This is a genomic window from Pectobacterium sp. CHL-2024 (assembly GCF_044751765.1).
In the GTDB taxonomy this organism is placed as follows: Bacteria; Pseudomonadota; Gammaproteobacteria; order Enterobacterales; family Enterobacteriaceae; genus Pectobacterium; species Pectobacterium brasiliense.
In genome coordinates this window covers 22529-48519 of sequence record NZ_JBIXKO010000020.1, presented here as the reverse complement: position 1 = coordinate 48519, position 25991 = coordinate 22529, and the positions used below count along the sequence as shown (strand labels likewise).

Below are 25991 nucleotides of genomic sequence, written 5' to 3'. Positions count from 1 at the left end.
TAGACTATGAATCACCCGCAGAGCGTTTTAACCAATGTGTTGCATCCATCGGTTGAACTCACAGCCAAAAACAGACGCTGTGAACATCACGGTGAGTTAGATCTGATTTGCCAAAAGCGGATGGGGTGGTTTGACGGGAGACTAACACTTCCGACAGAAAGCGTGACTTCAGGTCATCAGATGAATCTATTCAGAAAACCTTCTTTTGATGGGAACCCTGAGATGAGGCAGATGCTCTGAGTAACAGGGCATAAGCAGGGCGAGTGGGTGAGCTGAGTACCGCCCCATCATCTGAACTGGGGCGGTTCGAATGTGTATTGATTGACGGTGTATAGCCACAATCTGCCTGAAAGCACATGTCTAACAACGATCAGAAGCTATATGTCACCTTCAGGCTTCCGGTAGGCGATGCCTTTCGTTGAACAATTGGGCTATTGCGCGCATCACCAGTCAACTGCGTAAAGCCTGCTGCGGCAATCATGCTCCAGTTTTGGTTGAACTTGTGCGTCCAGTCAGCATTCAGTGAATAGGCATAAATCCCAGATCCGACATCGTGTTGGGCAAACCCCGATGCGGCCGACTGGGATGCATTTACCCCGTAGTAAGTCTGCATGTACTCGCTCGTCCCCCAACTGCCGGTCAGCGCCAGCGTGACGGAATTTTTTGATGACGTATAGAGCGGGCTGATAATGCCAAAATGCAGAGCTTCACCATTGCTTCGTTGAGAAACCGGCACCTCAGCCTGCACTTGTAAATTAAGCCAGTCCGTCACCTTATACCCCAGACCAAGCACACCGACAGCCGATCCTTTGACGTCACCCATACCTCGCAAGTGGTCGCTACCGTAGCTGATCGAGTCGCTGTCCACGTCACGATCCTTACGGCCTGCGCGATAGCTCAGCGCAGCGCTGTAATCCAACTTACCGATGCTGTTACCGTAACCGATACCACGCGTGGTGCTGACGAAGAAACCATTTACCATAGAGTAATCAATCACCAGGGCAGTCGTGACGCGGCTTTCATCCGAACCCGAATAACGTGGCGCAACATCCACGCCTCCCCCCAGAGTCAACTCGTTGCCCTGTTTCTGTTCTGCTGCCAGCGTTGGGGTAGCCAGTAATGCCAGGACCGCGCCCGACAATAGTTTTTTCAGGGCACGCCCCGAGAGCGAATGGAGGAACTTATGATGCAGGTCGATGTTTCTCATTAAAGAAGTCCTTGTGGATTCAACTGATTACGATACAAGCGGTTTTAAACACCAGAACGCCCAGTTTGAATGCTCACCCTGAAGTTCTCATGAGCCAAAAATGAAGAAATACTGAAGCAAGTACTGGGCTGCAAATCTGATAGATTTCCTGATACCGTTTTTTCTTCAGACGTTCTTCATGCACTGTTGATAAAGTAACTATTGTGAACATTCTCCTAATTGAAGACGACCTCGATCTTGGCAATGGCGTACGTATTGCCCTTGAAGATCAAGGATTAGATGTTATATGGGTGCGCCGTAAAGTGGATGCGCTGCATCAACTCGATCTCTGCGTGCCAGAACTTGTATTGCTCGACCTCGGCCTGCCCGACGGTGATGGCATGAGCCTGATGGCGAGCCTGCGTCAGCAGTTCAAGGGAATCCCCGTTATCATCCTGACTGCCCGAGGTACTCTGCAAGATCGTCTGGCTGGGCTGGATGCCGGTGCAGACGACTATCTCGTCAAACCTTTTGTTCTCGCCGAATTGTTGGCCAGAGTGAGGGCACTTGCGCGGCGCAGTTACGGTTTTCAGAATGAGGTGATAGAAATTCGAGGATTATCTCTCCATGTGCCGACGCGACGCGTGACAGTAGGGGCTCGTAATGTTGATTTGACGGCAAGTGAATACGCGCTGCTTGAAACGTTAATGTTGCGCACTGACCGCGTGCTTACACGACGGTTTCTGGAAGAAAAGATATTCGGTGCAAAAGAAAACATGAGCAATCCTCTCGATGTGCATATGGGCAATTTGCGTCGCAAAATCGGCGAGGGCTATGTGCGAACGGTGAGGGGCGTAGGGTATGTCATTGATACCGTACCGATTCAGAAGGGGGCAGGTTGATGCGCAATTTTTGGCGCCACCTAAAAATCCCAACGCTCGTGCGGAGAATTATGATCGCCCAAATGCTATTGCTTACACTGCTTTGGTGTCTTTTTCTGACCTACATTTTATGGGAGAACTTGCGTAGCCCCTCTATGCTATTGGGCAACAAGACTTACGAAACCATTCTTACAATGGTTGATCGTATGGGGGATCGTCCGCAGGATCTAACCGATGTGCTGGAAAAGTTCAGCAAGGCGTTGCAGGAAGGTTATGGCGGGGGAGAAGATCCAGAGCTGTCAATCAGCCTAATCGTTCGGAAGAATAAAGAGGTAATTTATTCATCTGATGGCGCGCCAGCAGAGGTGACAAACACCCGATATGGGAAAATTCAGAGTATTCAGAGTGACGGCCGCACCTGGACTAGCCGTACGCTAAAGTCCGGGAACTCCGACGCGGAGGTAACGTTGGTCACCCCTGCCGGAGGCTGGAACTTCTTTATATACCTGAACTCGCGCGGATACTACATATTGCCGCTGCTGGTCTGCATTCCTTTTCTTCTTTTTCCTGCGTGGCTGTCAATCCGCATTGCAATGCGACCCTGGAACAAGGTGGTAAATGAAATTGCCTTACGCACTCCAGAAGATCTCTCTCCCTTAAAAGAAGTCCCAAAGCACAGGGAGCTTCGCCAAATGGTGGACGCTATTAATATATTTCTTGCCAGGGTGCGAGAAAGTGCTGAAAGGGAACGGGTTTTCATTGCAGATGCCGCTCATGAGCTGCGTACTCCTCTGGCTGCGATGCGAATCAATGTTGAGGCTTTGCAGTCCTATATAAGCAGCGATAATCAACAGGCGTTGCTTGCAGGGATTATTCGCAGCAATAGCCGTGCTGCTCGTCTCGTCAATCAACTTCTGCTGTTGATGCACAGCGAAGCGCGCATTGATACGGTTATGGAGCCTGTGCCGCTGACGACGCTCATACAAGAGCGAATGGCCGCGTTGGCACCGCTAGCGGCTGGGCGCAGGATTGAACTTGAATTTTACTCCCATGATGAAATCTGGATTACCGCTGTTAGGGAACGCCTGATGTCGCTGATTGACAACGTCATTGAAAATGCCGTGAAGTACAGTCCTGAAGGCGGGCGGGTTGAGGTAGATGTACGATCATTAGATAAATCCACGCAGTTACGTGTCTCAGATGCAGGGCCCAGTATTCCAGTTGAATTGAGGGAGCGCGTGTTCGATAGATTTTTTCGCGATCCCAATCAGATGCAAAGCGGGAGTGGGCTGGGACTGGCAATCGTCAAAGCGGTTGCGCAGCAACACAACAGCAACGTATACCTAAGTACGTCTGCAGAAGGCGGGCTCATGGTAACGGTTGACTTTCCACACCATAATTCCGTCTGAAAGAAAACACAATGTTGTCCTTTTCCTTATTACTTGAGAAATCAGTCGCTCATTGCGGATCCAGCATCAGTGCCTCATCCGCTTCCGCCTTCAACGCCTGGATGAGATTAAGCCAAAGCGGCTTTCTGGCAATCCGGCAAAAAATGGTGATCGGATACTGAACAGTGCACCGTCATATGTGGTTGGTTCAGTAAGTCCAACACGTGCACTGGTGCAAAAAAGCGTGTTCAGTGACGAACCGCCGAGCACCGGGCAGGTAGTCTGTATGGCAGGAGCAGACAGAATACTGTGCGTTTCTCCCTCTGGGCTGTAACGAACAACCCGACTGCCGCCCCATTCGGCGTTCCACAGATAACCCTGTGCATCAATGCAGGAACCATCAGGCGCGCCGCCGCCTTCGACTTCCGTAAAGATTCGCTGATTGTCGAGCGAAGGATAATCACAGCAAAAGATTCGTCCCTGCATGGAGTCGCTGTAATACATCGTGCCCCCATCCGGGCTAAAGCAGATGCTGTTAGGAATGGCAACAGCGGGCAGGTCGAGTGTTTCCGTTTCCAGACTGACAGAATTCAGCCTGTGAAATTTACCGATGGGCTCCACCGGATAGCCGTCGTGCATCGTGCTAAATACGAAGTTTCCTGCGCGATCGCAGCGGCCGTCATTAATGGACATGGCTGATATTGCTAATATGTCGGAACGTACTTTTCCCCGCCGTTTTTTACATAACACAGGTTTCAGCTTCAGAATGTGGAAACAGAGAGCCAGAATATATACATCATTAGATCTTCTATCTAATGATGTATCCGTTAAACAGATCGCCTGCCAACTCGACTTTTCCTGTCCTGCCGCGTTTTCTGCTGCATTTCGTTCAGTGATAGGAACAACCCCAAGCGAGTTCTAATCTAGCTTTGAGTGTTTCTACTTAATAGATTCACTCGCTGGGGACGCAAATTTTCGCTTTTGCTCAGGGTGGAATTGATGAACCTGCCGTCTGCCTGCTTCGTGCCTGAAAACGCCGAAGAGCATTGCCATATTGGCTGCTCCGAACATGTTCGCGACCAGCCTAGCGGCAGGCAGTACTGCTGACAGAAAAGTCACTCACATACTGGCGTGTTCAGTGATGCGAGGATCTTGTCGCGGCAAACCGCCAAAATTTCATCGGCCAGTGGCGAATCGTCCGGGCAGGCGCGCGACATGACGATGGCACCAAGTGCATGTGCCAGTATGTCAAGGTATCTGGCTCGCGCATCGTTAGCGTCTGTCGAGTCAGGTGACATGTTTGCTTTACTCAGTTCGGCCAGCACACGTTCTATACCGGCCGCAAAAGTCTCTCGAACCGCTTCCGGTTGGCGTGCCGCATCCCCACTTAGCGCCGCTATCGTGCAGCCTGTTGAGCGAGCATCACGATGCTCACGTGAGAGATAGCCCCGTACGAGCTCCGATATATCTGAGCCAGCCGACAGTTCTGCTGTTTGAGCGAGGCCGCACGCTGCCGATTCCACCATCAGGTCAGCCTTAGAGCGGAAATGTTTGTAGAAGCCGCCGTGAGTGAACCCCGCCTCTGCCATGAGGTCGGCAATGCCAACCCCATCGTAACCGCGTTCCCGAAACAGGGTAGATGCCGTTTCAACAATGTGCGCCCGGTTTGCCTGCGCCTGTGCCTTAGTGACCTTCATATCTGTTCCATTGTGAATTTATGCCTTAAGGAATGGCGTCACTATACATTGATTATGATCATAATCAAAACATTGACAGTTTAGATTATGATCGTCATCATTGAGTCCGCCTACAACACCAGACGCTGAAATGACACGACCGAGAAAATGTTTTTCAGCGTGTGCAGCGGCTGAACTTGCCAACTCAAATGACGTATTCAAAGGAATAACATGATGACCAAGCCTGCAACTGTCCTTATCACGGGGGCTTCCAGTGGTATTGGTGCCACCTATGCCGCGCGTTTCGCCCGCCGTGGTCACGATCTCGTGCTTGTCGCACGTGACGAAACGCGTCTGAACACATTGGCCGCACGTCTGAAAGAAGAGTTCGGTATTGCCGTCGAGGTATTGCCGGCTGACCTGACGCAGTCTGTCGATCTTGCCGCCATCGAAACCCGTCTACGGGATGACACCCGTATTAGCATTCTGATCAACAACGCGGGGATGGCTCAGTCGGGCAGTTTTGTGCAGCAAACAGCAGTGGATATTGAACACCTGATTGGGCTCAACACCACGGCACTAACACGACTCGCCGCTGCGGTTGCCCCGCGATTCGTGCAATCTGGCTGTGGCACCATCGTCAATATTGGTTCGGTCGTCGGCTTTGCTCCCGAGTTCGGTGCCTCAATCTACGGTGCCACCAAAGCCTTTGTACTCTTTTTGTCCCAGGGCCTGCATCTGGAGCTTTCCCCCCACGGTGTCTATGTACAAGCAGTCTTACCCGCAACGACCCGCACGGAAATCTGGGAGCGCGCCGGTATTGACATCAATACGCTGCCTGAAGTGATGGATGTCGATGAACTGGTTGATGCTGCGCTGGTGGGCTTTGATCGACGCGAGTTGGTCACTATTCCACCGCTTCATGTTGCTGAACGCTGGGATGCGTTGGATGCGGCGCGTCAGGGTCTGATGTCGGATATCCGGCAGGTGCATGCCGCAGAACGCTACCGGCCCCAATAAGCATCGAAAGCAATGCATTCACAAGACATCACTCGTCCGGCGCGCGGCGCAATCCGCCACCCGGATGTCGGATAGCAATTTGCAAAAATGATCAGGAGCATGGAATGAAAAAAGATAGGCGTGTTGCCCTCATTACCGGGGCTTCATCGGGTATCGGGAGGGCCACTGCCGAGAAGCTTGCAAAGGCTGGCTATCGGGTCTATGGCACAAGCAGACGGGGCACTCAGGCAGGTCTGCACGCATTTTCTCTGCTGGTGATGGATGTGACAGACGATGAATCTGTTAACGCCACCGTCGGTGAACTGTTGCAGCTGGAAGGGCGCATCGATCTGCTGGTCAATAATGCAGGCTTCGGCCTTGGTCCTGCGGCAGCGGAAGAGAGTTCTATCGCACAGGTACGTGCGCTGTTTGAAACGAACGTACTAGGGGTCGTCAGGATGACGAATGCCGTTTTACCCATCATGCGCAAGCAAGGCAGTGGTCGCATCTTGAATGTGGGATCGGGGTTGGGGATTATTCCGGCACCTTACAACGCACATTACTCGACGACTAAGCATGCAATTGAAGGGTATTCCGAATCTCTTGACCACGAAGTACGCGAGTTTGGGGTGCGCGTTGCGGTGATCCAACCGGGTGTCACACGGACGTCATTTGACTCAAGTGTCACCGCATCTGATAAGCCTCTGCCTGTCTATAATATGAGCCGCCAGAAATACCTTGTCGCCTATGAGAGCGCGCTATCGGTAGCGGATAGTGCCGATAGCGTGGCCGAAACCATCGTTCTGGCGGCAAACGATAAGACACCGCATCTACGCTATCCCTCGGGAAAGGTTGCTCGCCAAGGGGCATTTGCCCGGCGATTTCTTCCTCGTGGTTTCTTCGACAAGATGCTGCACAAGCAATTTGGTCTGGGGTAACTCATGCCATGAATGGGCCGCGATACGGACACAGGTGATCGGTAGCCTTGCCCGGCCCGGCATAATGTTGAGGGCCGCGTAAGCGTTTCTTGCCTGTACGACGAATTGAGCATCTCTAGCACGCTTTTGCCCTTCAACATGATGACTCATCTACGAAATTTGTACTCACGGAGTAAAAATGAACACAACTTTTAATGCGCTGCTGACTACCAAGGCAGGAGACGCAATTTCAACAGCCCTCGTTGATTTTGATGAAGCCGACCTCATGCCGGGTGACGTCAGTATCGCGATAGGCTATTCAACAGTGAACTACAAGGATGCGATGGCTATCAGTGGTCGTGCACCTATCATCCGTCAGTTTCCGCTGATTCCTGGCATTGACTTCTCTGGGGTTGTCGAGTCCTCGTCGCACGCAGGGTTCAACGTTGGTGACCGTGTCGTCGCCAACGGTTGGGGGCTTAGCCAGACCCACCATGGCGGCTTGGCGCAGAAGGCACGCGTCAATGGTGACTGGCTGGTCAAATTGCCCGATGTTTTTTCGACGTGTGATGCTATGGCGATTGGCACGGCTGGGTACACCGCGATGCTGTCCGTGCTCGCATTGGAGCATGCGGGCGTGACACCGGACAAGGGGGACGTGTTGGTGACGGGAGCGGGTGGCGGAGCGGGCTCGGTGGCTGTCATCCTATTGTCTAAACTGGGTTATCGGGTTGTGGCCTCGACCGGGCGTCTGGAGGAAGCCGGATACTTACGCGAATTGGGCGCTGCCGAAGTCATTGACCGTCGCACGCTGTCCGAGCCTGCTGCCCCAATCGGTAAAGAGCGTTGGGCCGGTGCGATCGACTCTGTGGGCAGCCACACTCTGGCCAATGTGCTGGCGCAAACGCGTTATCGCGGCGCAGTGGCGGCTTTCGGGCTCGCACAGGGAGCGGATCTACCCAGTTCTGTGCTGCCTTTTATTCTGCGCAACGTGACGCTGGCTGGTATCGACTCAGTCAACACGCCGCAGGACGTACGGTTGCAGGCTTGGGCACGCCTGGCCACCGATCTGGACCTGGGTAAACTTGTACACGCCACGCAGGTCATCGGCTTGACCGATGTGGTGGGGCTTGTTGAGCCTATGCTCCAGGGGCAGGTGCGTGGCCGCACCGTCGTGGACGTCAATGCCTGATCGGATAGCCTAAGGATTCAGGAGGGATTGTCCGGTAGCCGTCGGTACGGGCCGCGACCATCGGGCGACCCTTGAACCGCAAGGTCATTCTCTGATCCTGAGCCTCTCCAGCTCTGAGCAAGGGGGGATTTATCCAAACCTCCGCCACGTCACATCAGTTAGTCAATATAGGAAGTCGAATCATATGAAAGCACTCACATTCAAACGCTATGGTAAATCGCCCGAGATTGGCTTAGCCGAGGTTCCCTATCCCACGCTAAAGCCTGACGAACTGCTCGTTGAGGTTTACGCCGCGGGGTTGAATCCGATCGACAACATGATTCCAACGGGTATGTTCAAACCTATCCTTAAGTTCCCACTCCCAGCCACGATGGGAAGCGATTTGGCCGGGGTGGTGAAAGAGGTTGGGAGTCGCGTGACCCGTTTCAAACCCGGTGATGCTATTTTCGCCAGTCTGTTCGATCTCGGCTCAGGCTCACTCGCCGAATTCGCCGTCGTGCCAGAGAATGTGGCCGCACTAAAGCCGAGCAATTTGAACTTTGTGCAAGCCGCCTCGATCCCAATGGTCGGATTGACCTCCTGGCAAGCCCTAAAGGAGCGGACGAACGTTCAGAAAGGGCAAAAGGTATTTATCCCCGCAGGGGCTGGCGGTATTGGCACTTTCGCGATCCAGTTGGCAAAACATATTGGTGCAAAAGTTGCAACGACGACCAGCACGGGCAATGTTCAGATGGTAAGTAACCTGGGGGCGGATGAGATAATTGACTACAAGACGCAGGCGTTCGAGAACGTGTTGCACGGTTATGACATGGTGCTGGGTACTCTCAGGGGAGATGAGATCAAAAAATCCATCGGCATCCTTAAACCGGGAGGCAAGATCATTTCACTGATCGGGCCGCTGGATGCCGCGTTCGCGAGCGCTCGTCGACTGAACGTCGTTCTAAAATTTGTCTTCGGTTTGATGAGCCGCAAGATCATGCGTCTTGCGGGTAAGCGCGATATCACCTACTCATTTCTATTTGTGCGTTCCGATGGGCGTCAATTATCTGAGATTGGCAGCTTACTTGAGTCTGAACATATTCATCCTGTCATTGATAAGGTCTTTCCGTTCGACCAGGCCAAGGAAGCGCTTGAATATCTTGCTCAAGGACGTGCCAAGGGCAAGGTTGTCGTTCAGCTCAAATAAGCGTTTAACGTACAGCTGTTGAAGAGGGTTTAATCAACTAAAAGCCCTCTCCCTGAGCCGTTACTCCATGATAATGACGTTTTCACTTAGCACGGCTTTGCAGAATCCACCTTGATTGAAATCGCAGAGGTAGGCCATTTTCCTCGTATTGACCTGCTTCTGTCCGCTGACCAACCAGAGCGTGCAGAATCATCGATTACTGAGCGTTTCTCCTGTGTGGGATCTCATTGTTCATATTCCCATTTCGGAATCACGCAGCCTTTAGGGCCGGGGGCGGTCTGTTTTCCGTTCTCATCGAAACGGGTTTCACAGCCTGTGGTCAGTCTGCCGTCTTTCCAGATTCCGCTGCTTTTGACTTTGCCATCGGGGTAATAACAGGCGCTTTCACCCTGACGCAGCGCGCCCTGATAATCTTTGTACTCTTTGCCATCGACCACCAACGGTTTGAAACCCTGCGCGCGACTAATGCATTGCATCTGGCCGTTAGGGTAATAGCTGATTTGGGTGTAGCTGTCATCGGTGCCGATACGCGTTTCATCCTGACGCTGACCGTTCGCATACCAGGTATTATTGGTTTGCTGGCGGTTGAACAGGTAATCGGCTTCGGTGAGCGGCGTGCCGTCAGGGTTGAAGGTTTGCTGTTTACCGCAGTAGCCGCGACCGCTCATCGACAGAGGGCAGTAATTGCGTTCGGTAATTTTGACGCCAGTGGCGGTAAATTCCTGCATCAGTCCGACTTCATAACCGCGGTCATAGGTCGATACGGACTTCGGTTTTCCGTCAGGGAAATTATAGATATTCGGGCCGTCGAGTTCGCCATTTCGGTAGCCGCGATCGGCGCGCACAGTGGTGCCATCGTCATAATATTCGATTTCACGGCCCTCCAGTTTGCCCATGACATAGTCAGCCTGATAAACCATTTTTCCGGCAGCGTTGAACTTCTGGTACACACCGTGAGGAAGATTATCTTTATAATGAATGAGTTGTGTCAGACGACCTTGCTTATCACTCCAGCGCAGTTCTCCCTGCTTTACGCCAGCGATCAGTTCGACCTGCTGGATCTCGCCGTCAGCCGTCTTGAGTTTCCACATCCCGTTAGCCACGCCTTTCACAAACGGGCCTTCGCCGTTTTCGGTGATCCACATGCCTTCAGGTTGGTCATCAACATAATCGCCCTTCGAGCGCAGCACGCCCGCCAGACGGCGTTCGCTGGGGCCATGACGCTGGCCATTGAGGTAAGTATCGAAGCCACTTAGCTCTGGTGTATTGCCATCCATGCCGTCGGCGATCTCCCAGCGGCCTTCACGTTCATCGTTTTTCATCAATCCCGTTGCCGTTTCTTGCCCGTCGCTGATGGTCCACTGGCCCTGCTGTTGTCCCGCGACATAGCTACCTGAACTGGCGAAGTTCTCGCCGACGGTGGTCCATTTTCCGTCAGGAACGCCATGTAGGAAAAAACCTTTTACTAAGCCATATTGCGGCGAGTAATAGGCATAAGGCCCATTCTCGCTGCCGCTGAATTTAGCCGGGTCAGCTTGCCAACTGATGGCTGTCGCGCGAAATCCGGGTGTTGCGCTGTCTTCCACACGACGGAAGGTTACGGTAAGAAATAAACCGTCTTTTTCCGCGAAGGTTTTTTTATAGGCGTAGACGTTGTCTGCTGGCTGTTTCGCTGCATGAGACGGTGTGCCATCGTCAAGATACCAGCCGACAACGTCGCCCTGAGTAAAGTCGATGTTATCGAAATCGTGATTATCGAACTTAGGGTACTGCGCGCTGTAGTCATAAGGTGGAAGCTTGGCGAGGGCGCGTTTTATCGACGTTGCATTGAGATCCTTATTTTCGCGAACCAGCTTGTCCAGAACCGGCTGTAAACTCAGTACCGGAATATAGCTGCCATCTTCAATGTAACGCCAACCGCGCAGGGCGAACTTGCCGTGGCTTTTACTCAACACCAGCGTGATTTGACCCGCCTGGTCTACGTCGACATAAAACACGGATTCGATGGTGGAATCGGGGAAGGTACCGAGCAGGTGGGGAAGGTGATCGGCACTGTGATCCTCTTCGCTACAGAAGCAGTAATAGCCTTTGACCACCTGGTTTTCCTGAATGAAAACCAGAAGGGCGCTGCTGTCGCGTGCGCCCGAAATAATCGGATGCGCCAGCGTTTTACCCGCGTAAAAAGGGGGGGCGGTGTCGTCCGGGGCGGCGATAGCCGTGCTGACCCCTATGACCATATTCAGTAGTAGGATGCCAAACAGTAACTTTACGGCTTTCATTCCCTGACCTGCTCTTTTGAAAAAGTGGCGCTTAGGTTACATGAAATGTTTCTGACGGTTAATATTTCGTTGAATCAATTCGTTGTTGAACGTAGAGCCTCAATCACTGCGCGTGCAGATACGCCTCATACCAGCGGCTGAGCTGCTCGGTTACCGGGCGGTGTTCGGGGTTAAACGGGCGGCCGTCCAGCGCTTTTACCGGGGTGATGCCCGCCAGCGTGCCGGTGACAAAGGCTTCATCGGCGGTAAGGGCTTCTGCCAGTGTAAAATCCTGCGCCTTGACCGTGAGTCCGTTGGCCTGCGCGAGATCGATAATGGTCTGACGGGTAATGCCGTTGAAGCAGTAGCGGCCCGACGACGTCCACAGTTCACCGCGACGGACGATAAAAAAGTTGGTGGAGTTGCAGCTGGCGACAAAACCGTGCGGATCCAGCATCAGCGCCTCATCGGCACCGGCCTGCAACGCCTGTAGCAGCGCCTGAATAAGATTGAGTCGACTGTGCGAATTCAGCCGCAGATCGAAGACGTCTGGCGTACTGGTGCGGTAGGTGGAAGTAAACAGCGTCAGCCCGCGCTTTTTCGCCGCCGTATCGACGACTTTATACTCCGCCACGCACACGATGGTGGCACCGCCGATAATAAAGCGCGGATCCTGATTCGGCGTATGCTTTTTCCCTCGGGTAATCATCAGACGAATATGCGCGCCATCGGTCATGTCATTAATGGCGAGTGTTTTATAGAGAATAGCGGTTAGCGCTTCCCAGCTATGGCCGATATCCAGTTGGATCGCGGCGGCACCGTCGAACAGGCGAGCCAGATGGGCATCCAGAGCAATCAGGCGACCGTTAACCAAACGCAAGCCTTCCCATACGCCGTCACCGCACACGTAGCCGGAATCAAAGATCGACACCACCGCGTTGTCGCGATGAACAAACTCCCCATTCACATATACCTGTACGTCGCTGTTACGTGGATCCTGCAAATAGGCCTGACTGCTCTGGCTGGATAAGGTGGGTTGCATCGTGCTGTTCCTGAATGATGAGTTAAAACGCTCGCTCGGCAAAACGAGCAAGGAAGGCTTGGGTACGGGGTTGCTGCGGATTTTTGAGCACCTGCTCGGCGCTGCCCATTTCGTGGATCACACCATTTTCGATAAAGATAACGCGGTCGGCGAAGTGATAGGCGAATCCCAGTTCATGGGTGACCAGCAGCAGGGTACGGCCTTCCTCCGCGAGCGCGTGGATGGTGTGCAGTACTTCACCCACCAGTTCTGGATCCAGTGACGATGTCGGTTCATCGAACAGCATGACTTCAGGTGACATCGCCAGCGCACGGGCAATTGCCACCCGCTGCTGCTGACCGCCGGACAGGCTACCGGGGCGCGCGTCTTGCTTGTTGCTCAGCCCGACCTTTTCCAACTGGACTTTGGCGATGACATCGGCGTCATGCCGAGACATTTTCTTCACCGACACCAGCGCTTCACGCACATTTTCCAGCACGGTCAGATGGGGAAACAGATTGAATTGCTGAAACACCATACCCACGCGTTCCCGCACGGCGCACAGTTGCTTTTCGGGATAATCACGCTGGCCTTGCGCGTTGGTTTTTCCCAGTACCACGCCATCGAGTTCGATGGTGCCGGTGCTGGGGATCTCCATAAAATTCAGGCAGCGCAGCAGGGTGCTTTTTCCCGATCCGCTGCCGCCGATGATGGCAATTTTTTCGCCGCGGCGTACATCCAGATCGATCCCCTTCAAGACCTCAACGGCACCAAAGCGTTTCTGGAGCCCGCGAATGCGCAGGACGATATCTTCATTCAAAGTACTGTTTTCATTCAAGGTAATAGTTTCACTCATAGCAATCCTGTGGCGCTGTCGGGCTAGGGGGTTGAACGGAAACGACGTTCAAGTCGTGCGGCAAGGTAGCTCCCCGGCCAGATCAAAACGAAATAGAGCAGCGCCACCACCGTCAGGATTTCCAGCGGACGATAATAGGTACTGCTCAGCAGCCGCCCCTGATACATCAGTTCGTTGACGGCCAGTATGGAAGCCAGTGAGGTCACCTTGGCCAGTTCGATCATCCGGTTGGTGAGCGCGGGCAACATGTTGCGTAACACCTGTGGCAGAACCACACGTCGCAGGATCAGCGCCTGCCGCATGCCCAGCGCTTTCGCGCCTTCCCACTGTCCGTGGTCGATGGATTGCAGCCCCGCGCGGAAAATTTCCGTACAGTACGCGGCGCTATACAGCGTCAGAGCCAGCGCCGCGGCGGCAAAGGTGCTGAACTGCACACCGACCAGAACCGGAAAGGCGTAATAAAACCAGATCAGCTGGATCAGGACGGGCGTATTACGGAAGATTTCGACAAAGCATCTGGCGGGCAGCGACAGCCAGCGTTTGCCGAACACGCGAAAAAGACCGAGAACCAGCCCCAGTGCGGTGCCCAGCACACCGGCCAGCAGCCAGAGTTCGAGCGTGACGCCAAGGCCTTTCAGCAGCACGGGAAGGTTGTGCCAGACCAGCGAGAAATCCCATTGATAGTGCATGATGTTCCTTACGCGAGCCGACGATCGGCCAGCGACAGCCGTTTCTCAATATGTTGACTGAACAGGCTAATCAGCAGCAGCAGGGTGAAATACATCACCGCTACCAGACTGTAGACTTCCAGCGGTCGGTAGGTTTGGCTGTTGATCTGCATCGCCTGATAAAGCAACTCGCTATAGGCCAGTGATGACGCCAGCGACGTGGATTTGATGAGTTCAAACGAGCGCTCAATGAAGGGCGGAATCATGCGGCGTAAGGCCTGAGGAAGAATGACCCGACGCAGCGCGGTTGATTTCGACATGCCCAGTGCTTTTGCCCCTTCCCATTGTCCCGCGTGAATAGAAGAGATCGCGCCACGGTAAACTTCGGCATAAAAGGCACCGGACTGTGCGGACAGCGCGATGACAGCGGCGGTAAAAGGCGAAAACGTTAAGGGCGTAATGACGGGCAGGGCGTAGTAAATCCAGAAAAAATGCACCAGCGCGGGCGTATTACGATAAAAGCCAATCAACATCGCGGCGGGCAGGCGCAAGAGCCGACGGGGCGACATTTTCATGGCGGCGAGCACCATGCCTGCCACCATCCCGATCAGGATGCTGGTGGCACCGATCTTTATCGTTCCCCATAGCCCCTCCAACAGCAACTGGTGATAGGGCCAGATGGCGGAAAAATCCCACTGATAAGACATAAAATAGCGCCCCTGGAAACAACCTAATTAGGAAATACGTTTCTTATTTTGTTAGAACCGATGCATCTTAGCAGGTCGAAAAAATGATAAATAAATAATAAAACGTGGTGCTAATATTCCTTTTATTTATAAAAGAATGGCGGAATGCCGATGCCCCACGCTATTGAACTTCCTCTGACGTTGCGCCTCGCGACCTTTGCTCATCGACTGACGATTCAGGATATTCCCGCCGCGTTAAGACGAAAAATCGTGCTGCATTTTATCGACAGTCTGGGCTGCGGCATTGCCGGTGCGAGTAGCCAGGTGGTGCGGGATTGCGCGCGTGTCACCCGCCTGCACTATGCGGCAGGCAACAGCCCGGCATTAGATGGCGGCGCGCCGTTGGCGGCCATCGGCGCGGCGTTTTTGAATGCGGCAGCGATCAATGCGCTGGATTACGATGATGGCTATGAGGTTGCCGGACGCGGTATGGGACACCCCGGCGCTTCGCTGGTTGCCGCCGCATTGGCGGCACTTGGACAACGCCCGATCGACGGCGAAACGCTGATCTGCGCGCTGGCTGCGGCGTATGAAATCAATGGCCGGATCATTCAGTCTCAGCAGCCGAGTCCTGCCCGTTTTCAGCAGGTTTATGGCGTGTGCCAGCATGAATCCATCGGGGCGGCAGTGGCCTACGGATTACTCACAGGGTGTGATGCCGCAGGGTTAGAGAATGCCATCGGTCTGGCGGCGTCGCTGACGCCGTTACCCAGCTTGCACAAATATAACTGGCAGCAGCGGCCGCTGGTTTCCTTTAAGGATTACAACGCGCCAGCCGCAGAAGCGGGCGTCCGTGGGGTAGAGCTACATCGCGGTGGGATTATCGGCCCAAGGGATGTGCTGTCCGGCGAGCAGGGCTTCTGGCGCATGATAGGGTCTGACCGCTTTGATGAAGCGGCATTGATTGCTGGCTTGGGAGAGGCGTGGGCGATCCAGCACGCCAGTTTTAAGGCGTATCCGGCCTGCCGCTGGATACATACCGCTCTGGAATCCTTCGAGCGCGTCCAGCACGATCTGGCGCTAGCGCCACAGGACATCGATCTTATTCAGGTCAAAGGCAGCCAGAGGCTGGCCGCTGATTTCATGGATACGCGACCGCAAAATGCGACGGATGCGCAGTTCAGCCTGCCGTTTGCGCTGGCGTGTCTGGCTTACCGTATTCCGCGTCATCGCTGGAGTGCCGATGACACCTTAACTAACCCGGAACTTCTGGCACTGGCCGATAAGGTTGACGTTGAGGTGTCTCCCGAGCTCGACCAACTGATGGCACAGGCGCGCCGGCCGGTGCTGCAGGTTGACGTTGTCACGCAGGGAACGGTGGTGAGCGGTGAGCGCATTGCGTTTCCGCTGGGGTGCGCAGAACACCCGCTGGCGGAAAGCCGCATCATGGCGAAATTTGCGGAGAATCTCTCGTCCCGGCTTGCCCCAACAACGGTTGCGGAGGCAACGGCGGCGTTATCCGAACTGGAACACTGTCAGGATGTCGCCGCGCTGCTGACTCCGCTAATCCAGATACCCTGACTCCGTTCAGGGCTGTCGCCTTTAACCGTTTCTGACTTATTTCCAGTCTTCTTTAATGACCGATGGCACTTTGCTGACGTCCACGCCGCGCAGTTTGAGAGCCTGTTCATAGTAGTGTTGCGTCTTGCCGGATTGATACAGCTTGGCAAACTCATCATTCAGGAAGTTATGGAAGGTCTGATCGGCTTCTTTACGGATTGCCCCGCTGGTGCTGACCTCAATAATCGGCTTCGGCAGAATCAGGTTGCCCTTGCCGACTTTAGCCTGTTGCAGCGCCAGCGCCGGGTGGAAATAGGACAGCGCATCGACCCGGCCCGCATAGAACGCGGCCACGCCTTCATCCATATTCGGGAAACGCACCAGCTGCGCTTTTGGCAGACGTTTGGTCAAAATCAGGTCCGGGCTGGAGCCCAGCGTGACGCCGATTTTAACATCTTCCCGATTGAGGTCGTCCCAGTTGGTCACCGTAATGCCATCACGAATCAACACGCCTTGCGCATACCAAAAGAAAGGCTGCTCAGGAAAATCGACCGCTTTTTTACGCTCTTCCGTTGGGTCGAGCACCAGCATGGTATCGATCTGACCAGTCTGTAAGGCGGCGATGGCGTTACCCCAGGTGGTTTCCACCGTCACCAGCTTGACCCCCAGATCGTTTGCCAGCTCTTTACCGATGTTATAGCCGATGCCATCCCATTCGCCGGTTGATGGATTTTTAAAATACCAGGGCTCGCCCTGTGCCACGCCGATGCGTAACTCACCGGTCTGTTTGATGTGTTGCCATGTCGAGGTTTGTGTGTCGGCGGCCTGACTGAAAAAGGAGGCGCTAATCAGCGAGATCGCCATGAATACCTGGTGAAGTGAACGTTTCATTATAATTACCTTGGTGATTGAGTTTTAATCGAGGCGATATATTTCGCTCATGCAGAGTAGCGAAATACTTATAGCGAAATTAGTTCTTTTCGCCTTATCTCATTCCAGATAAATATAACGATTCATTGAGAGAAAAATCACGCTGGCGTACGGTCTGCCTCGCGGTAGGGCGCGGCGTCTGGGGTTGTTCGGTTTATCTCGTCAGGTAGCCGATGAATATTACCGCTATTTACCGTGTTTTCCCCCTGCGGCAGGGCATAGCAATAATTTCGCTATGCTTTTTAACTATTGGCAATTACTCATCATGCACCGTTCTTTCAGGTACGACGAGGCAGCGTCATTATGATGACAAGTCCGCCGTTCTTGCCGCGTTCTGCATAAATCGCGCCGCCATGTGCCGTGATAATGGCTGAGGCGATGGATAGCCCCAGCCCGCTGCCGCCGGAGTGTCGTCCGCGGGAATGCTCGGCGCGCCAGAAACGGTCGAAAAGCAGGGGCAGCGATTCTGGCTCAATCCCCGGCCCGCGATCGGAGACGGTAATCTGCCAGCACGGCGTGTTTTCACGCAGCGTCGTTTCACGTACATCAATCGCCAGATAGCCGCCATCGCTGGCGTAACTTAAGGCATTCTCAATCAAAATAGAGAACACCTGTCCTAACCGTTCGCGGTCCGCAAGGCAAAAATCGCGTTGTTCGATATGCGTATGCGTCTGGAAGCCGGCTTGTTCTAGCTGAGGCCGATACCAGGTTAGTCGCTCGGTGATGAGTTCGTCGAAGTAGAAAGGGGTCTGGACCAGTTGCAGTTGTCCGGCTCTGGCGAGTGACAGGAAGTGCAGATCCTGAATGACGTGATTGAGCTGTTCGAGCTGTTTGATGACCATCGTCAGCTGTGCTTTATCACGCGGGAATACGTCATCAAGCATGCCCTGAACGCGGCCCATCGCCGCATTTAACGGCGTACGCAGTTCATGGGCCAGCGCCGCGCTGGATTCGCGCAGTTCCCGTTCGTAGCGCTCCAGCTGTGCGGTCATGTTGTTAAAGTCGTCCGCCAGCGTTACCAGCTCCATCGGTGCCTGCTCGACAAGCGGCGTGCGCGTATCAAACTTTCCCTGAGCGACGTCGCGTGCGGCGCTGGCAATATTGGAAAATTGCTGTGACAGCGGTCGAGCGCGCCACAGCACCACGACCACCATGGTGGGTAGAGCGATCAGCACCATAATCGCCAACACCAGCCAGTCGGTGCTGGCAATATTCGGCACAAAGAAATCCGGGCCGTAATACTGATTGATAATCTGCTGATAGCGAGGATTACCGTAATCTTCCTGTTTGCTTAACTGTTGAAACTCAGCCCGCACGGCGTCCGGCATCTGCTGTTCGACGTACACATTGTTGACGGCGAAGCGCAGCCACATCAGGGTAGCGATGATGAGCAGGGTTGCGAGCAGCAGAGAAATGATGCGAAAGCATAGCCAGCGCCACAGCGACATTTTTTCTGACAGAAAGATCGATTTTTTCATCTGGTTCACCGGAATCGATAGCCGACGGAGCGGACGGTGACGAGCACATTGATGATGTCGTACTGATTGAGCTTCTTCCTGAGGTTGTGAACGTGGGTATCCACCACACGCTCCAGCGCATCGCTTTCCGGCAGGCTGGCTTCCAGTAGTTCACCACGGGTAAAGGCGCGGTTTGGCGCTTTGAGCAGTGTCACCAGAATGTTGAATTCGGTCGGCGTCAGATCGAGCACCACGGATTCTGATGGCGATAGCGCGATGCTTGCCGTGACGGAGGTCGGGTCAACGGATAAATTTTCGAATGTCAGGATCGCCTCTTCCCGAATGGCGTAGCCGGTGCGTCGCAGCACGGCTTGTACGCGTGCCACCACTTCCTGCGGATTATAGGGCTTGACGACATAATCATCGGCACCGTAGCGCAGCGCGCCGATCCTTTCCGGCTCGTCGCCGATGGCTGTCACCATAATTACCGGAATATTACTGCGCTGCCGCAGGGCGGACAGCACCTCTGAGCCATTCATCTTCGGTAGCATGACATCCAGCAAAATTAAGTCGGGTTTGCTGGTGAGTGCCATGTGAAGACCCTTTTGCCCATCAGACGCGATAGACACCTGATAGCCATCGCGCCGCAGATAAGCCTCAAGCACGCTGGCGGCATCCATATCGTCTTCAATAACCAACACCCGTTTTTCTGCCATCGCACCCTCTTGATGAAATCTTAAAAAACCACAAAGCGTTTCTTGACTAAACGTCAGCATAATCCGCCGCGACGCTGAAAAGCCAACACCAATCACGCTGCGCCTGTCGGGAAACGTCACGGTGCAAGATTACCGCGTAAAAGAGGGGATGTATGAACATAACAAAAATTATTTTATCCACCAGCTTGCCTGCTATCGCGCTATCTGGCGCGGCATTCGCCGCGGAGCCAGAAGTATCATTGCCCTCGCTCTTGGGTGACCACACGGATGTGACCGTGGGTGTCGCCGTCCTGAATGCACCGCGCTATATGGGGAGCAAAAATCGTCAAACCACCGCGCTGCCTGTGCTGACCGTTCAGCGCGGCCCACTCTATTTCGATTCCACACGCGGTATTGGCTGGCAATACCAGTCGCCTTCCGGTTTCTATTTGGATCATGCGATTGGCTACGACCTGGGAAGGGATGACAAAAATAGCCAGTGGCGCGCAGGCTCAAACCGACTGAAAGGCATGGGCAAGGTGAAAGGCGCGGTAACGACCACCGTAACGGCGGGGTATCAGTTTGCGCCGTGGCTGGCGCTGGAAGCGAGCGGCGAATTTGCGCTGAGTGAGACAAAAAGGGGAAATCAGTACCGTGTCGGAGCAAAGAGCACGGTATGGCAGTCCGTGGAAAAAGACGATGTGCTGGCGCTGTCGGCGGACGTGCTGATGGGGGATGCCCGCTTTAACCAAACCTACTACGGCGTGACGCCGCAGCAGAGTCTGCGCTCTGGGTTCGCAGCCTATCATGCAGGAAAAGGCGTTTACGGCTATGCGCTGGGGGCGAACTGGACGCATCAATTTAGCCCCGCCTGGTCAACGAACGTCGGGGTGACCTCAACCTGGCTCACTGACAAGGTTGCCGATAGTCAGGTGGTGGAACGCCGGAATGATACCAGCGCCACGCTGGCCGTTCTGTATTCGTTCTGATGTTATCTGATGAGTGAGAGGATGCGATGATGGTCAGTCGTTTTGCCTTCTGTCTGCTGTCAGCGCTGCTGCTTAGCGGCTGCGACAGCGCCGATGATTTACCTGCGTCGCCGCCCGTCAGGCCGGTGAAAACGCTGGTGGTTATGCCTGCGATGAACCGGGAACCCGTGACGTTAACGGGGGAAGTTCGCCCACATGAAGAAACGGCGTTAGGTTTCCGGCTGGATGGCCGCATCCTTAATCGTCTGGTGGATGTGGGGGCGTCGGTGAAGCGGGGTGATGTGATTGCGACGCTCGATGCACGCGACAGTGAAAATCAGCTGCGCAGCGCGCAGGCGGATTTAGCCAGCGCCATCTCGGCGGAACGGCTGGCGAAAAGCAACTTCTCCCGCATGAAGGCGCTGGCGCCGGGCGGGGCGATTGCGCGGGTACAGCTTGATGAAGCGCAGGCAAACTGGGACGCGGCGGTTTCCCGTCGTGAAAGCGCGCAGGCGACGGTGAAAGGTGCGCAGGAACGCTTCGGCTACACGCAACTCACGGCCGCGCAGGACGGCGTCATCACAACGGTCAGCGCCAATCCCGGTCAGGTAGTGAGCGCCGGACAAGAGGTGGTGAAGCTGGCCTCTCTGGGTGGACGCGATGCGGTGTTTGACGTACCGGAGCGCTTGGTCAATCAGTCACTTGCCTCGCGCGTTATCCGCGTTTCGCTGCTGTCTGAGCCGAACGTTCAGGCTGAGGGACGCGTGCGGGATATCAGTCCGCAGGCCGATCCCGTTACGCGAACGTTCAGAGTGAGAGTCACGTTAATCTCGCCGCCCGCCGCGATGGTATTGGGTGCCAGCGTGAATGGCGCGATACAGCAGTCCGATGCGGCCGTTATTGAACTGCCCGCTTCTGCGCTCACCCGGCAGGGCGATCAACCTGCTGTCTATGTCGTGAATTCCGCGACTCAGACGGTACGTCTGCAGCCGGTTACCGTTGCCCGCTATAGCGATACGGCGATCTTCCTTTCCGGGGGACTGGAACAGGGCGATCGCGTCGTGATCGCCGGCGTCAGCAAGCTACGGCCGGATGAAAAAATTCGGCTGGATGAAGAGGGGCGTCGCTAATGGCACAAGAACAGCAATCGGCGGCACGCTTTAACCTGTCCGCCTGGGCATTAGCGCATCAGCAACTGGTCGCCTTTATGATGCTGGTGATTATGGCGGCAGGCGTGATGAGCTATCAACGTTTGCCCCGCAACGAAGATCCGGCGTTTACCATCAAGTCTGCGGTGGTCTCTGCCGCCTGGCCGGGCGCGACGGTGGGCGATACGGTCAATTTCGTCACCGATAAGCTGGAGAAAAAATTACAGGAAACGCCGTATCTCGATTATGTCGAGAGCTACACCCGTGCCGGGGAGTCGGTCGTTTTCGTTAACCTGCGTGATGACACGCCGCCGTCTGCCGTGCCGAATATCTGGTATACGGTGCGTAAGAAAATGACGGACATTTCCAGTTCACTCCCTGATGGCGTCAGTCCGCCCGCCGTTAATGACGAGTTTGATGATACGTTCGGGACGATTTATGGCTTCACCGCCGAAGGGTTCTCACCGCGAGAGCTGCGCGATCGCGTGGAGGATATTCGTTCGGCGTTACTGAGCGTACCGGATGTCGGTAAGGTCGACATGATGGGGGTGGAAGAAGAGCAGATTGTGGTGACGTTTTCTCCCCGACGTCTCGCCGGATTAGGGATTGATGCACAGCAGGTTATCGATTCGCTGAAAGCGCAGAATGCGGTCACGCCTGCCGGTATTATTCGCACTGACGATGAGAAGATCGCTGTGCGCGTCAGCGGGGCGTTTACCTCCGAGCAAAGCCTGCGTCAGATTACGTTGCGCATCGGCAGCAAGTTTGTCCCGCTGGTTGATATCGCCACGATTAACCGTGAAACGGCCGAGCCGCCGTCGCCGACGTTTCGGGTGAATGGCGAGAAGGCCATTGGGCTAGCGATCTCGATGGCTCCCACCGGCAACATGCTCACTTTCGGTCAGGCGATTCGCGACAAAATGAATACGCTCTCTGCGCAACTGCCGCATGGGATCGAAATGACGCGTGTGGCCGATCAGGCCGAGGTGGTGAAAGGTGCCGTCGGCGGCTTCGTGAAAGTGCTGCTGGAAGCCGTTGCCATTGTTCTGGCGGTGTCGTTTGTGTCGCTCGGCAGCCGCGCCGGATTGGTGGTGGCCGCCTCTATCCCGATTGTGCTGGCAATGACCTTCATCGGTATGGAAATCACCGGTATCGGGCTACAGCGCATTTCGCTGGGGGCGCTGATTATCGCGCTGGGGCTGCTGGTGGATGATGCCATGATTACGGTGGAAGCGATGGTATCGCGGCTGGAGCAGGGCTGGGATCGCAAACGCGCGGCGGCCTGGGCCTATGAAAGCACGGCATTTCCGATGCTGACAGGGACGCTGGTGATGATCGCCGGGTTTATTCCAGTAGGGTTTGCCGCATCCAGCGCGGGGGAATACTGCTTTTCGCTCTTTGTCGTGGTTCTGATTTCGTTGCTGAGCTCCTGGATTGTCGCGATTCTCTTTTCGCCATTGCTCGGCGTCTGGCTGTTGCCAAAAACGTTTAGCCACCATCACGACGAGCCGGGACGGTTGGGACGCATGTATCGCCAGTGGCTCCAGCACGCGTTGGCGCACCGGGGAATGACGCTGGCTATCACTCTCATTCTTCTGGTCATTTCGCTGTTTGGTGCCACCCGACTGGAGGGCGAGTTTTTCCCGGCTTCCGATAGGCCGGAACTGCTGGTCAGCCTGACGCTACCGGCGAATGCCTCACAGGCGGCGACGGAAACGCAGGCGAAACGGCTGGAAGCCGTGCTGAAAAACGATCCCGATGTTGACCATTTTTCCACCTATGTGGGCTCGGGCGCGGTGCGTTTTTATCTCCCGATGGATGTCTTGCTGAGTCACGAAAATATCGCGCAGCTGGTGGTGGTGGCAAAAAATCTGGAGGCGCGGGATGCGCTGGCAGCACGGTTGAATCAGGTGCTGGAGCGAGATTTTAGTAACATCGTCGCTCGGGTATCGGCGCTGGAACTCGGGCCGCCTGTCGGCTGGCCGCTTAAATACCGGGTGGCGGGGCCGGATAGTCAACGTGTCCGCGACATCGCGCAGGGGCTTGCCAGTCTGGTAGGGAAGCAAGCCGACGTTCGTGAGGTGAATCTGACGGCGGGTGAACCTGAGCGCACCGTGAACGTGGTGCTGAATCAGACGGAAGCGCGCGCCGTGGGTATCAGTTCGCAGGATGTGGCGAGTATGCTGGCGGCGATATTTTCCGGTTCGACGCTGACGTCGGTACGCGATGGCAATCGGTTGGTGGACGTGGTGATTCGCGGCACGCCGCAGGAGCGTAGAGACGTTGCGACGATCGCCAATCTGCAAATCCCGATTGCGGAGGGGCGCTCCGTCCCGCTGGGGCAGATCGCTACCGTGGCGTATGGCGTTGAGGATCCGATTATCTGGCGGCGTCAGCGCGAACCGTTTATTACGGTACAAATGGATGTCGCGCCGGGCGTGCGGGCACCTGCGCTGTCTGAAAAACTGGCACCCGACATTGAACGCTACCGTGCCTCGTTGCCTGCGGGTTACCACATCACGGAAGGCGGCGTTGCGGCGGAATCCGACAAGGGCAATGGTTCCGTGTACGCAGTGCTGCCGGTGACGCTGTTGGTGATGCTGGTGCTGTTAATGATTCAGCTACAGCGTATTTCCCGCATGGCGCTGGCATTTCTGACCGCGCCGTTCGGCCTGATCGGTATCGTTGCGGCCATGCTGCCGACGGGTACGCCGATGGGGTTTGTGGCGCTGCTGGGGGCGATTGCGCTGGCGGGGATGATCATTCGTAATGCGGTGATTCTCATTGGCGAGGTCGATCTGAACGTGAAAAACGGACAGCCTGCGACGGAGGCAATCGTGAATGCGGCCAGTCATCGCTCACGTCCGATTATACTGACGGCGCTGGCGGCGATTCTCGGCATGATCCCGATTGCGCATCAGGTGTTTTGGGGGCCGATGGCCTACGCGATTATCGGCGGGTTGATGGTGGCGACGCTGCTGACATTACTTGCCCTGCCTGCGGCGCTGAGTCTGCTTATGCAGTGGGAAGGGCGGAAAATGGCAAATCAGACAACGCCTTAAGAGCAACACGGCAGGTCGTGGCGCGATATCTGGTCGCCACGGCCTGCCGAAACGCGGTTATTGATCGACGACGGAACCGTCGACGTGCAGTCGGGTTTTCAGGCCGCGACGGCGATAAGGGAAGCGGTTCTCTAGATCGTCTGCCAGCTCGATACCGATGCCGGACTGCGTCGGGATCTCCATAAATCCATCCACGCATTTGAAGGTGTTCTTCACCACGTCTTTCTTCCGCACGCCGTTCTCTACGCCAGTCGCGCCAAATTTTTCCGACAGCGCCGGTTGGTCATCTCCCGGATATTCCAGCAGCGCGAAGTTGGGAATGCTGACGGCGATCTGCAAACAGGCGGCGGTAGACACCGGGCTGAGCGGGTTATGCGGCACCACCATCAAATCGTTGGCTTCTGCCAGCGCGGCCACTTTTTTCGCACCGGTAATCCCGCCGCACATGCAGACGTCAGGGCGCACATAGGCCACGGCGTTGCGGCGAATCAGCATCGCGAATTCCTGCGGGTTATTCAAGCGCTCACCGGTGGCGATAGGAACATTGATTTTGTCGGCCACTTCCGCCATCGAATCGAAGTTATCCGCGCCGATAGGGTCTTCAATAAAATAGGGATAAAACGGCTCAATGCCGCGAGCGAACACCACGGCATCGGCGGGTTTCAGACGACGGTGGACTTCAATGCACAGATCGACATCGTTACCGACCGCTTCTCGATAAAGGCCGATGCGCTCGATGGCTTCGCCGATCTCTTTGGCGTGAGTGGTGAAGTAGGGGGTATCGCGTGATTCATCCAGAAAAGGCGTCAAATGACCAATCGCGGTGAAGCCGTCTGCTTTGGCCTGTTTCAGGTTGGCGATGGTTTCTTCTGTGGTGCGCCCGCCCGCGTGGGCATAAACGCGGGCTTTGTCGCGGCAGCGTCCGCCCAGCAGGTTATAAACCGGCGTATCGTAATATTTTCCCGCGATATCCCACAGGGCAATATCGATGGCGCTGATGGCACCCATGATAGCGGCACCGCGGAAATGCCAGCAGCGGTACATATACTGCCAGTGATGTTCAATACGCAGCGGGTCTTGCCCAATCAGATACGTGCGCAATGCCTCGACGGCACCTTTAGAGGCATCGAGAAAGCCCCAGGCACCGGATTCGCCAATGCCCGTCAACCCCTCGTCAGTGGTGACCTCAACAAACATATATCGATTCGCGAGAATCACGCGCACGTCGGTAATTTTCATCAACCCTTTCCTTAAGTT

The 25991-nt window shown here is 55.0% G+C and carries 21 protein-coding genes and 2 pseudogenes; 11 read left to right on the top strand and 12 right to left on the bottom strand.

Annotation, left to right across the window (positions count from 1 at the left end):
* Positions 1 to 370 precede the first annotated feature (370 nt).
* On the bottom strand, positions 371 to 1207 hold the full coding sequence (locus ACIPUG_RS19410) for a MipA/OmpV family protein (protein WP_205536949.1): 837 nt from the start codon (positions 1205 to 1207) through the stop codon (positions 371 to 373).
* Between the two features lie 203 nt (positions 1208 to 1410).
* Here ACIPUG_RS19410 and ACIPUG_RS19405 point away from each other — a divergent pair, with 203 nt between their 5' ends.
* The gene (locus ACIPUG_RS19405) at positions 1411 to 2088 is read left to right on the top strand and encodes a response regulator transcription factor (RefSeq protein WP_014915965.1); all 678 of its coding nucleotides are present in this window, start codon (positions 1411 to 1413) and stop codon (positions 2086 to 2088) included.
* Entirely contained in the window at positions 2088 to 3476 is a 1389-nt protein-coding gene (locus tag ACIPUG_RS19400) for a sensor histidine kinase (RefSeq protein ID WP_400339823.1), read from the top strand. The genes ACIPUG_RS19405 and ACIPUG_RS19400 overlap by 1 nt, the downstream gene beginning before the upstream one ends.
* 90 nt (positions 3477 to 3566) lie before the next feature.
* Here the strand turns inward: ACIPUG_RS19400 and ACIPUG_RS19395 are convergent.
* Positions 3567 to 4142 (bottom strand): annotated as a pseudogene (locus tag ACIPUG_RS19395) (SMP-30/gluconolactonase/LRE family protein); the annotation flags it as partial.
* On the opposite strand from ACIPUG_RS19395, the pseudogene ACIPUG_RS19390 reads away from it, so the two are divergent.
* A pseudogene (locus tag ACIPUG_RS19390) lies at positions 4135 to 4377 on the top strand (helix-turn-helix domain-containing protein); the annotation flags it as partial. The pseudogenes ACIPUG_RS19395 and ACIPUG_RS19390 overlap by 8 nt on opposite strands.
* A 193-nt stretch (positions 4378 to 4570) precedes the next feature.
* Here the strand turns inward: ACIPUG_RS19390 and ACIPUG_RS19385 are convergent.
* Positions 4571 to 5152, bottom strand: coding sequence for a TetR/AcrR family transcriptional regulator (locus ACIPUG_RS19385; protein ID WP_180788455.1), 582 nt, complete (start codon positions 5150 to 5152; stop codon positions 4571 to 4573).
* A 213-nt stretch (positions 5153 to 5365) separates the two neighbouring features.
* On the opposite strand from ACIPUG_RS19385, the gene ACIPUG_RS19380 reads away from it, so the two are divergent.
* The 4 genes from ACIPUG_RS19380 to ACIPUG_RS19365 all read left to right on the top strand — a co-directional run bounded on the left by ACIPUG_RS19380 (position 5366) and on the right by ACIPUG_RS19365 (position 9425).
* Positions 5366 to 6151, top strand: a complete 786-nt coding sequence (locus ACIPUG_RS19380; RefSeq protein ID WP_400339825.1) for an SDR family NAD(P)-dependent oxidoreductase — start codon at positions 5366 to 5368, stop codon at positions 6149 to 6151.
* Positions 6152 to 6255: 104 nt separating this feature from the next.
* The gene (locus tag ACIPUG_RS19375; RefSeq protein ID WP_400339821.1) at positions 6256 to 7068 is read left to right on the top strand and encodes an oxidoreductase; all 813 of its coding nucleotides are present in this window, start codon (positions 6256 to 6258) and stop codon (positions 7066 to 7068) included.
* Between the two features lie 178 nt (positions 7069 to 7246).
* A complete protein-coding gene (locus tag ACIPUG_RS19370) occupies positions 7247 to 8239 on the top strand; it encodes an MDR family oxidoreductase (RefSeq protein ID WP_400339819.1) in 993 nt (330 codons plus the stop codon).
* A gap of 184 nt (positions 8240 to 8423) precedes the next feature.
* Positions 8424 to 9425 carry an NADP-dependent oxidoreductase gene (locus ACIPUG_RS19365; RefSeq protein WP_205593564.1) on the top strand — a complete coding sequence of 334 codons (1002 nt, stop codon included), beginning with the start codon at positions 8424 to 8426 and terminating at the stop codon, positions 9423 to 9425.
* 224 nt (positions 9426 to 9649) lie between these two features.
* Here the strand turns inward: ACIPUG_RS19365 and ACIPUG_RS19360 are convergent, their stop codons facing one another.
* The 5 genes from ACIPUG_RS19360 to ACIPUG_RS19340 form a co-directional block, all read right to left on the bottom strand.
* Positions 9650 to 11704, bottom strand: a complete 2055-nt coding sequence (locus ACIPUG_RS19360; protein ID WP_400339817.1) for a hypothetical protein — start codon at positions 11702 to 11704, stop codon at positions 9650 to 9652.
* A gap of 103 nt (positions 11705 to 11807) precedes the next feature.
* A complete protein-coding gene (locus ACIPUG_RS19355; RefSeq protein ID WP_400339816.1) occupies positions 11808 to 12725 on the bottom strand; it encodes an aminotransferase class IV in 918 nt (305 codons plus the stop codon).
* A 22-nt stretch (positions 12726 to 12747) separates the two neighbouring features.
* Positions 12748 to 13560: an amino acid ABC transporter ATP-binding protein gene (locus ACIPUG_RS19350; RefSeq protein WP_400339813.1), complete on the bottom strand. Its 813-nt coding sequence runs from the start codon at positions 13558 to 13560 to the stop codon at positions 12748 to 12750.
* A gap of 23 nt (positions 13561 to 13583) precedes the next feature.
* The gene (locus ACIPUG_RS19345) at positions 13584 to 14249 is read right to left on the bottom strand and encodes an amino acid ABC transporter permease (protein ID WP_400339800.1); all 666 of its coding nucleotides are present in this window, start codon (positions 14247 to 14249) and stop codon (positions 13584 to 13586) included.
* 8 nt (positions 14250 to 14257) lie between these two features.
* Positions 14258 to 14935 (bottom strand): amino acid ABC transporter permease, encoded by a 678-nt coding sequence (locus ACIPUG_RS19340; RefSeq protein WP_095994981.1) that lies wholly within the window; start codon positions 14933 to 14935, stop codon positions 14258 to 14260.
* Between the two features lie 150 nt (positions 14936 to 15085).
* Between ACIPUG_RS19340 and ACIPUG_RS19335 the strand changes: the two genes are divergently transcribed.
* Positions 15086 to 16495, top strand: a complete 1410-nt coding sequence (locus ACIPUG_RS19335) for an MmgE/PrpD family protein (protein WP_400339798.1) — start codon at positions 15086 to 15088, stop codon at positions 16493 to 16495.
* A 36-nt stretch (positions 16496 to 16531) separates the two neighbouring features.
* Here ACIPUG_RS19335 and ACIPUG_RS19330 read toward each other — a convergent pair whose 3' ends face one another.
* The 3 genes from ACIPUG_RS19330 to ACIPUG_RS19320 form a co-directional block, all read right to left on the bottom strand.
* Positions 16532 to 17365: a transporter substrate-binding domain-containing protein gene (locus ACIPUG_RS19330; protein WP_039285588.1), complete on the bottom strand. Its 834-nt coding sequence runs from the start codon at positions 17363 to 17365 to the stop codon at positions 16532 to 16534.
* 317 nt (positions 17366 to 17682) lie between these two features.
* On the bottom strand, positions 17683 to 18882 hold the full coding sequence (locus ACIPUG_RS19325) for a sensor histidine kinase (RefSeq protein ID WP_400339795.1): 1200 nt from the start codon (positions 18880 to 18882) through the stop codon (positions 17683 to 17685).
* A gap of 5 nt (positions 18883 to 18887) precedes the next feature.
* Positions 18888 to 19577 (bottom strand): response regulator transcription factor, encoded by a 690-nt coding sequence (locus tag ACIPUG_RS19320; protein ID WP_014915954.1) that lies wholly within the window; start codon positions 19575 to 19577, stop codon positions 18888 to 18890.
* 152 nt (positions 19578 to 19729) lie between these two features.
* Between ACIPUG_RS19320 and ACIPUG_RS19315 the strand changes: the two genes are divergently transcribed.
* From ACIPUG_RS19315 to ACIPUG_RS19305, 3 genes are read left to right on the top strand one after another with little or no spacing between them, the layout of a single operon-like run.
* Positions 19730 to 20545, top strand: a complete 816-nt coding sequence (locus ACIPUG_RS19315; RefSeq protein WP_400339793.1) for a MipA/OmpV family protein — start codon at positions 19730 to 19732, stop codon at positions 20543 to 20545.
* A gap of 26 nt (positions 20546 to 20571) precedes the next feature.
* Entirely contained in the window at positions 20572 to 21654 is a 1083-nt protein-coding gene (locus tag ACIPUG_RS19310) for an efflux RND transporter periplasmic adaptor subunit (RefSeq protein ID WP_014915952.1), read from the top strand.
* Complete coding sequence (locus tag ACIPUG_RS19305; RefSeq protein WP_400339789.1) at positions 21654 to 24734, top strand: efflux RND transporter permease subunit; 3081 nt, start codon at positions 21654 to 21656, stop codon at positions 24732 to 24734. The genes ACIPUG_RS19310 and ACIPUG_RS19305 overlap by 1 nt, the downstream gene beginning before the upstream one ends.
* Before the next feature lie 57 nt (positions 24735 to 24791).
* On the opposite strand, the gene ACIPUG_RS19300 is transcribed toward ACIPUG_RS19305, so the two are convergent.
* Positions 24792 to 25973 carry a mandelate racemase/muconate lactonizing enzyme family protein gene (locus ACIPUG_RS19300; protein ID WP_014915950.1) on the bottom strand — a complete coding sequence of 394 codons (1182 nt, stop codon included), beginning with the start codon at positions 25971 to 25973 and terminating at the stop codon, positions 24792 to 24794.
* Positions 25974 to 25991: the final 18 nt, after the last annotated feature.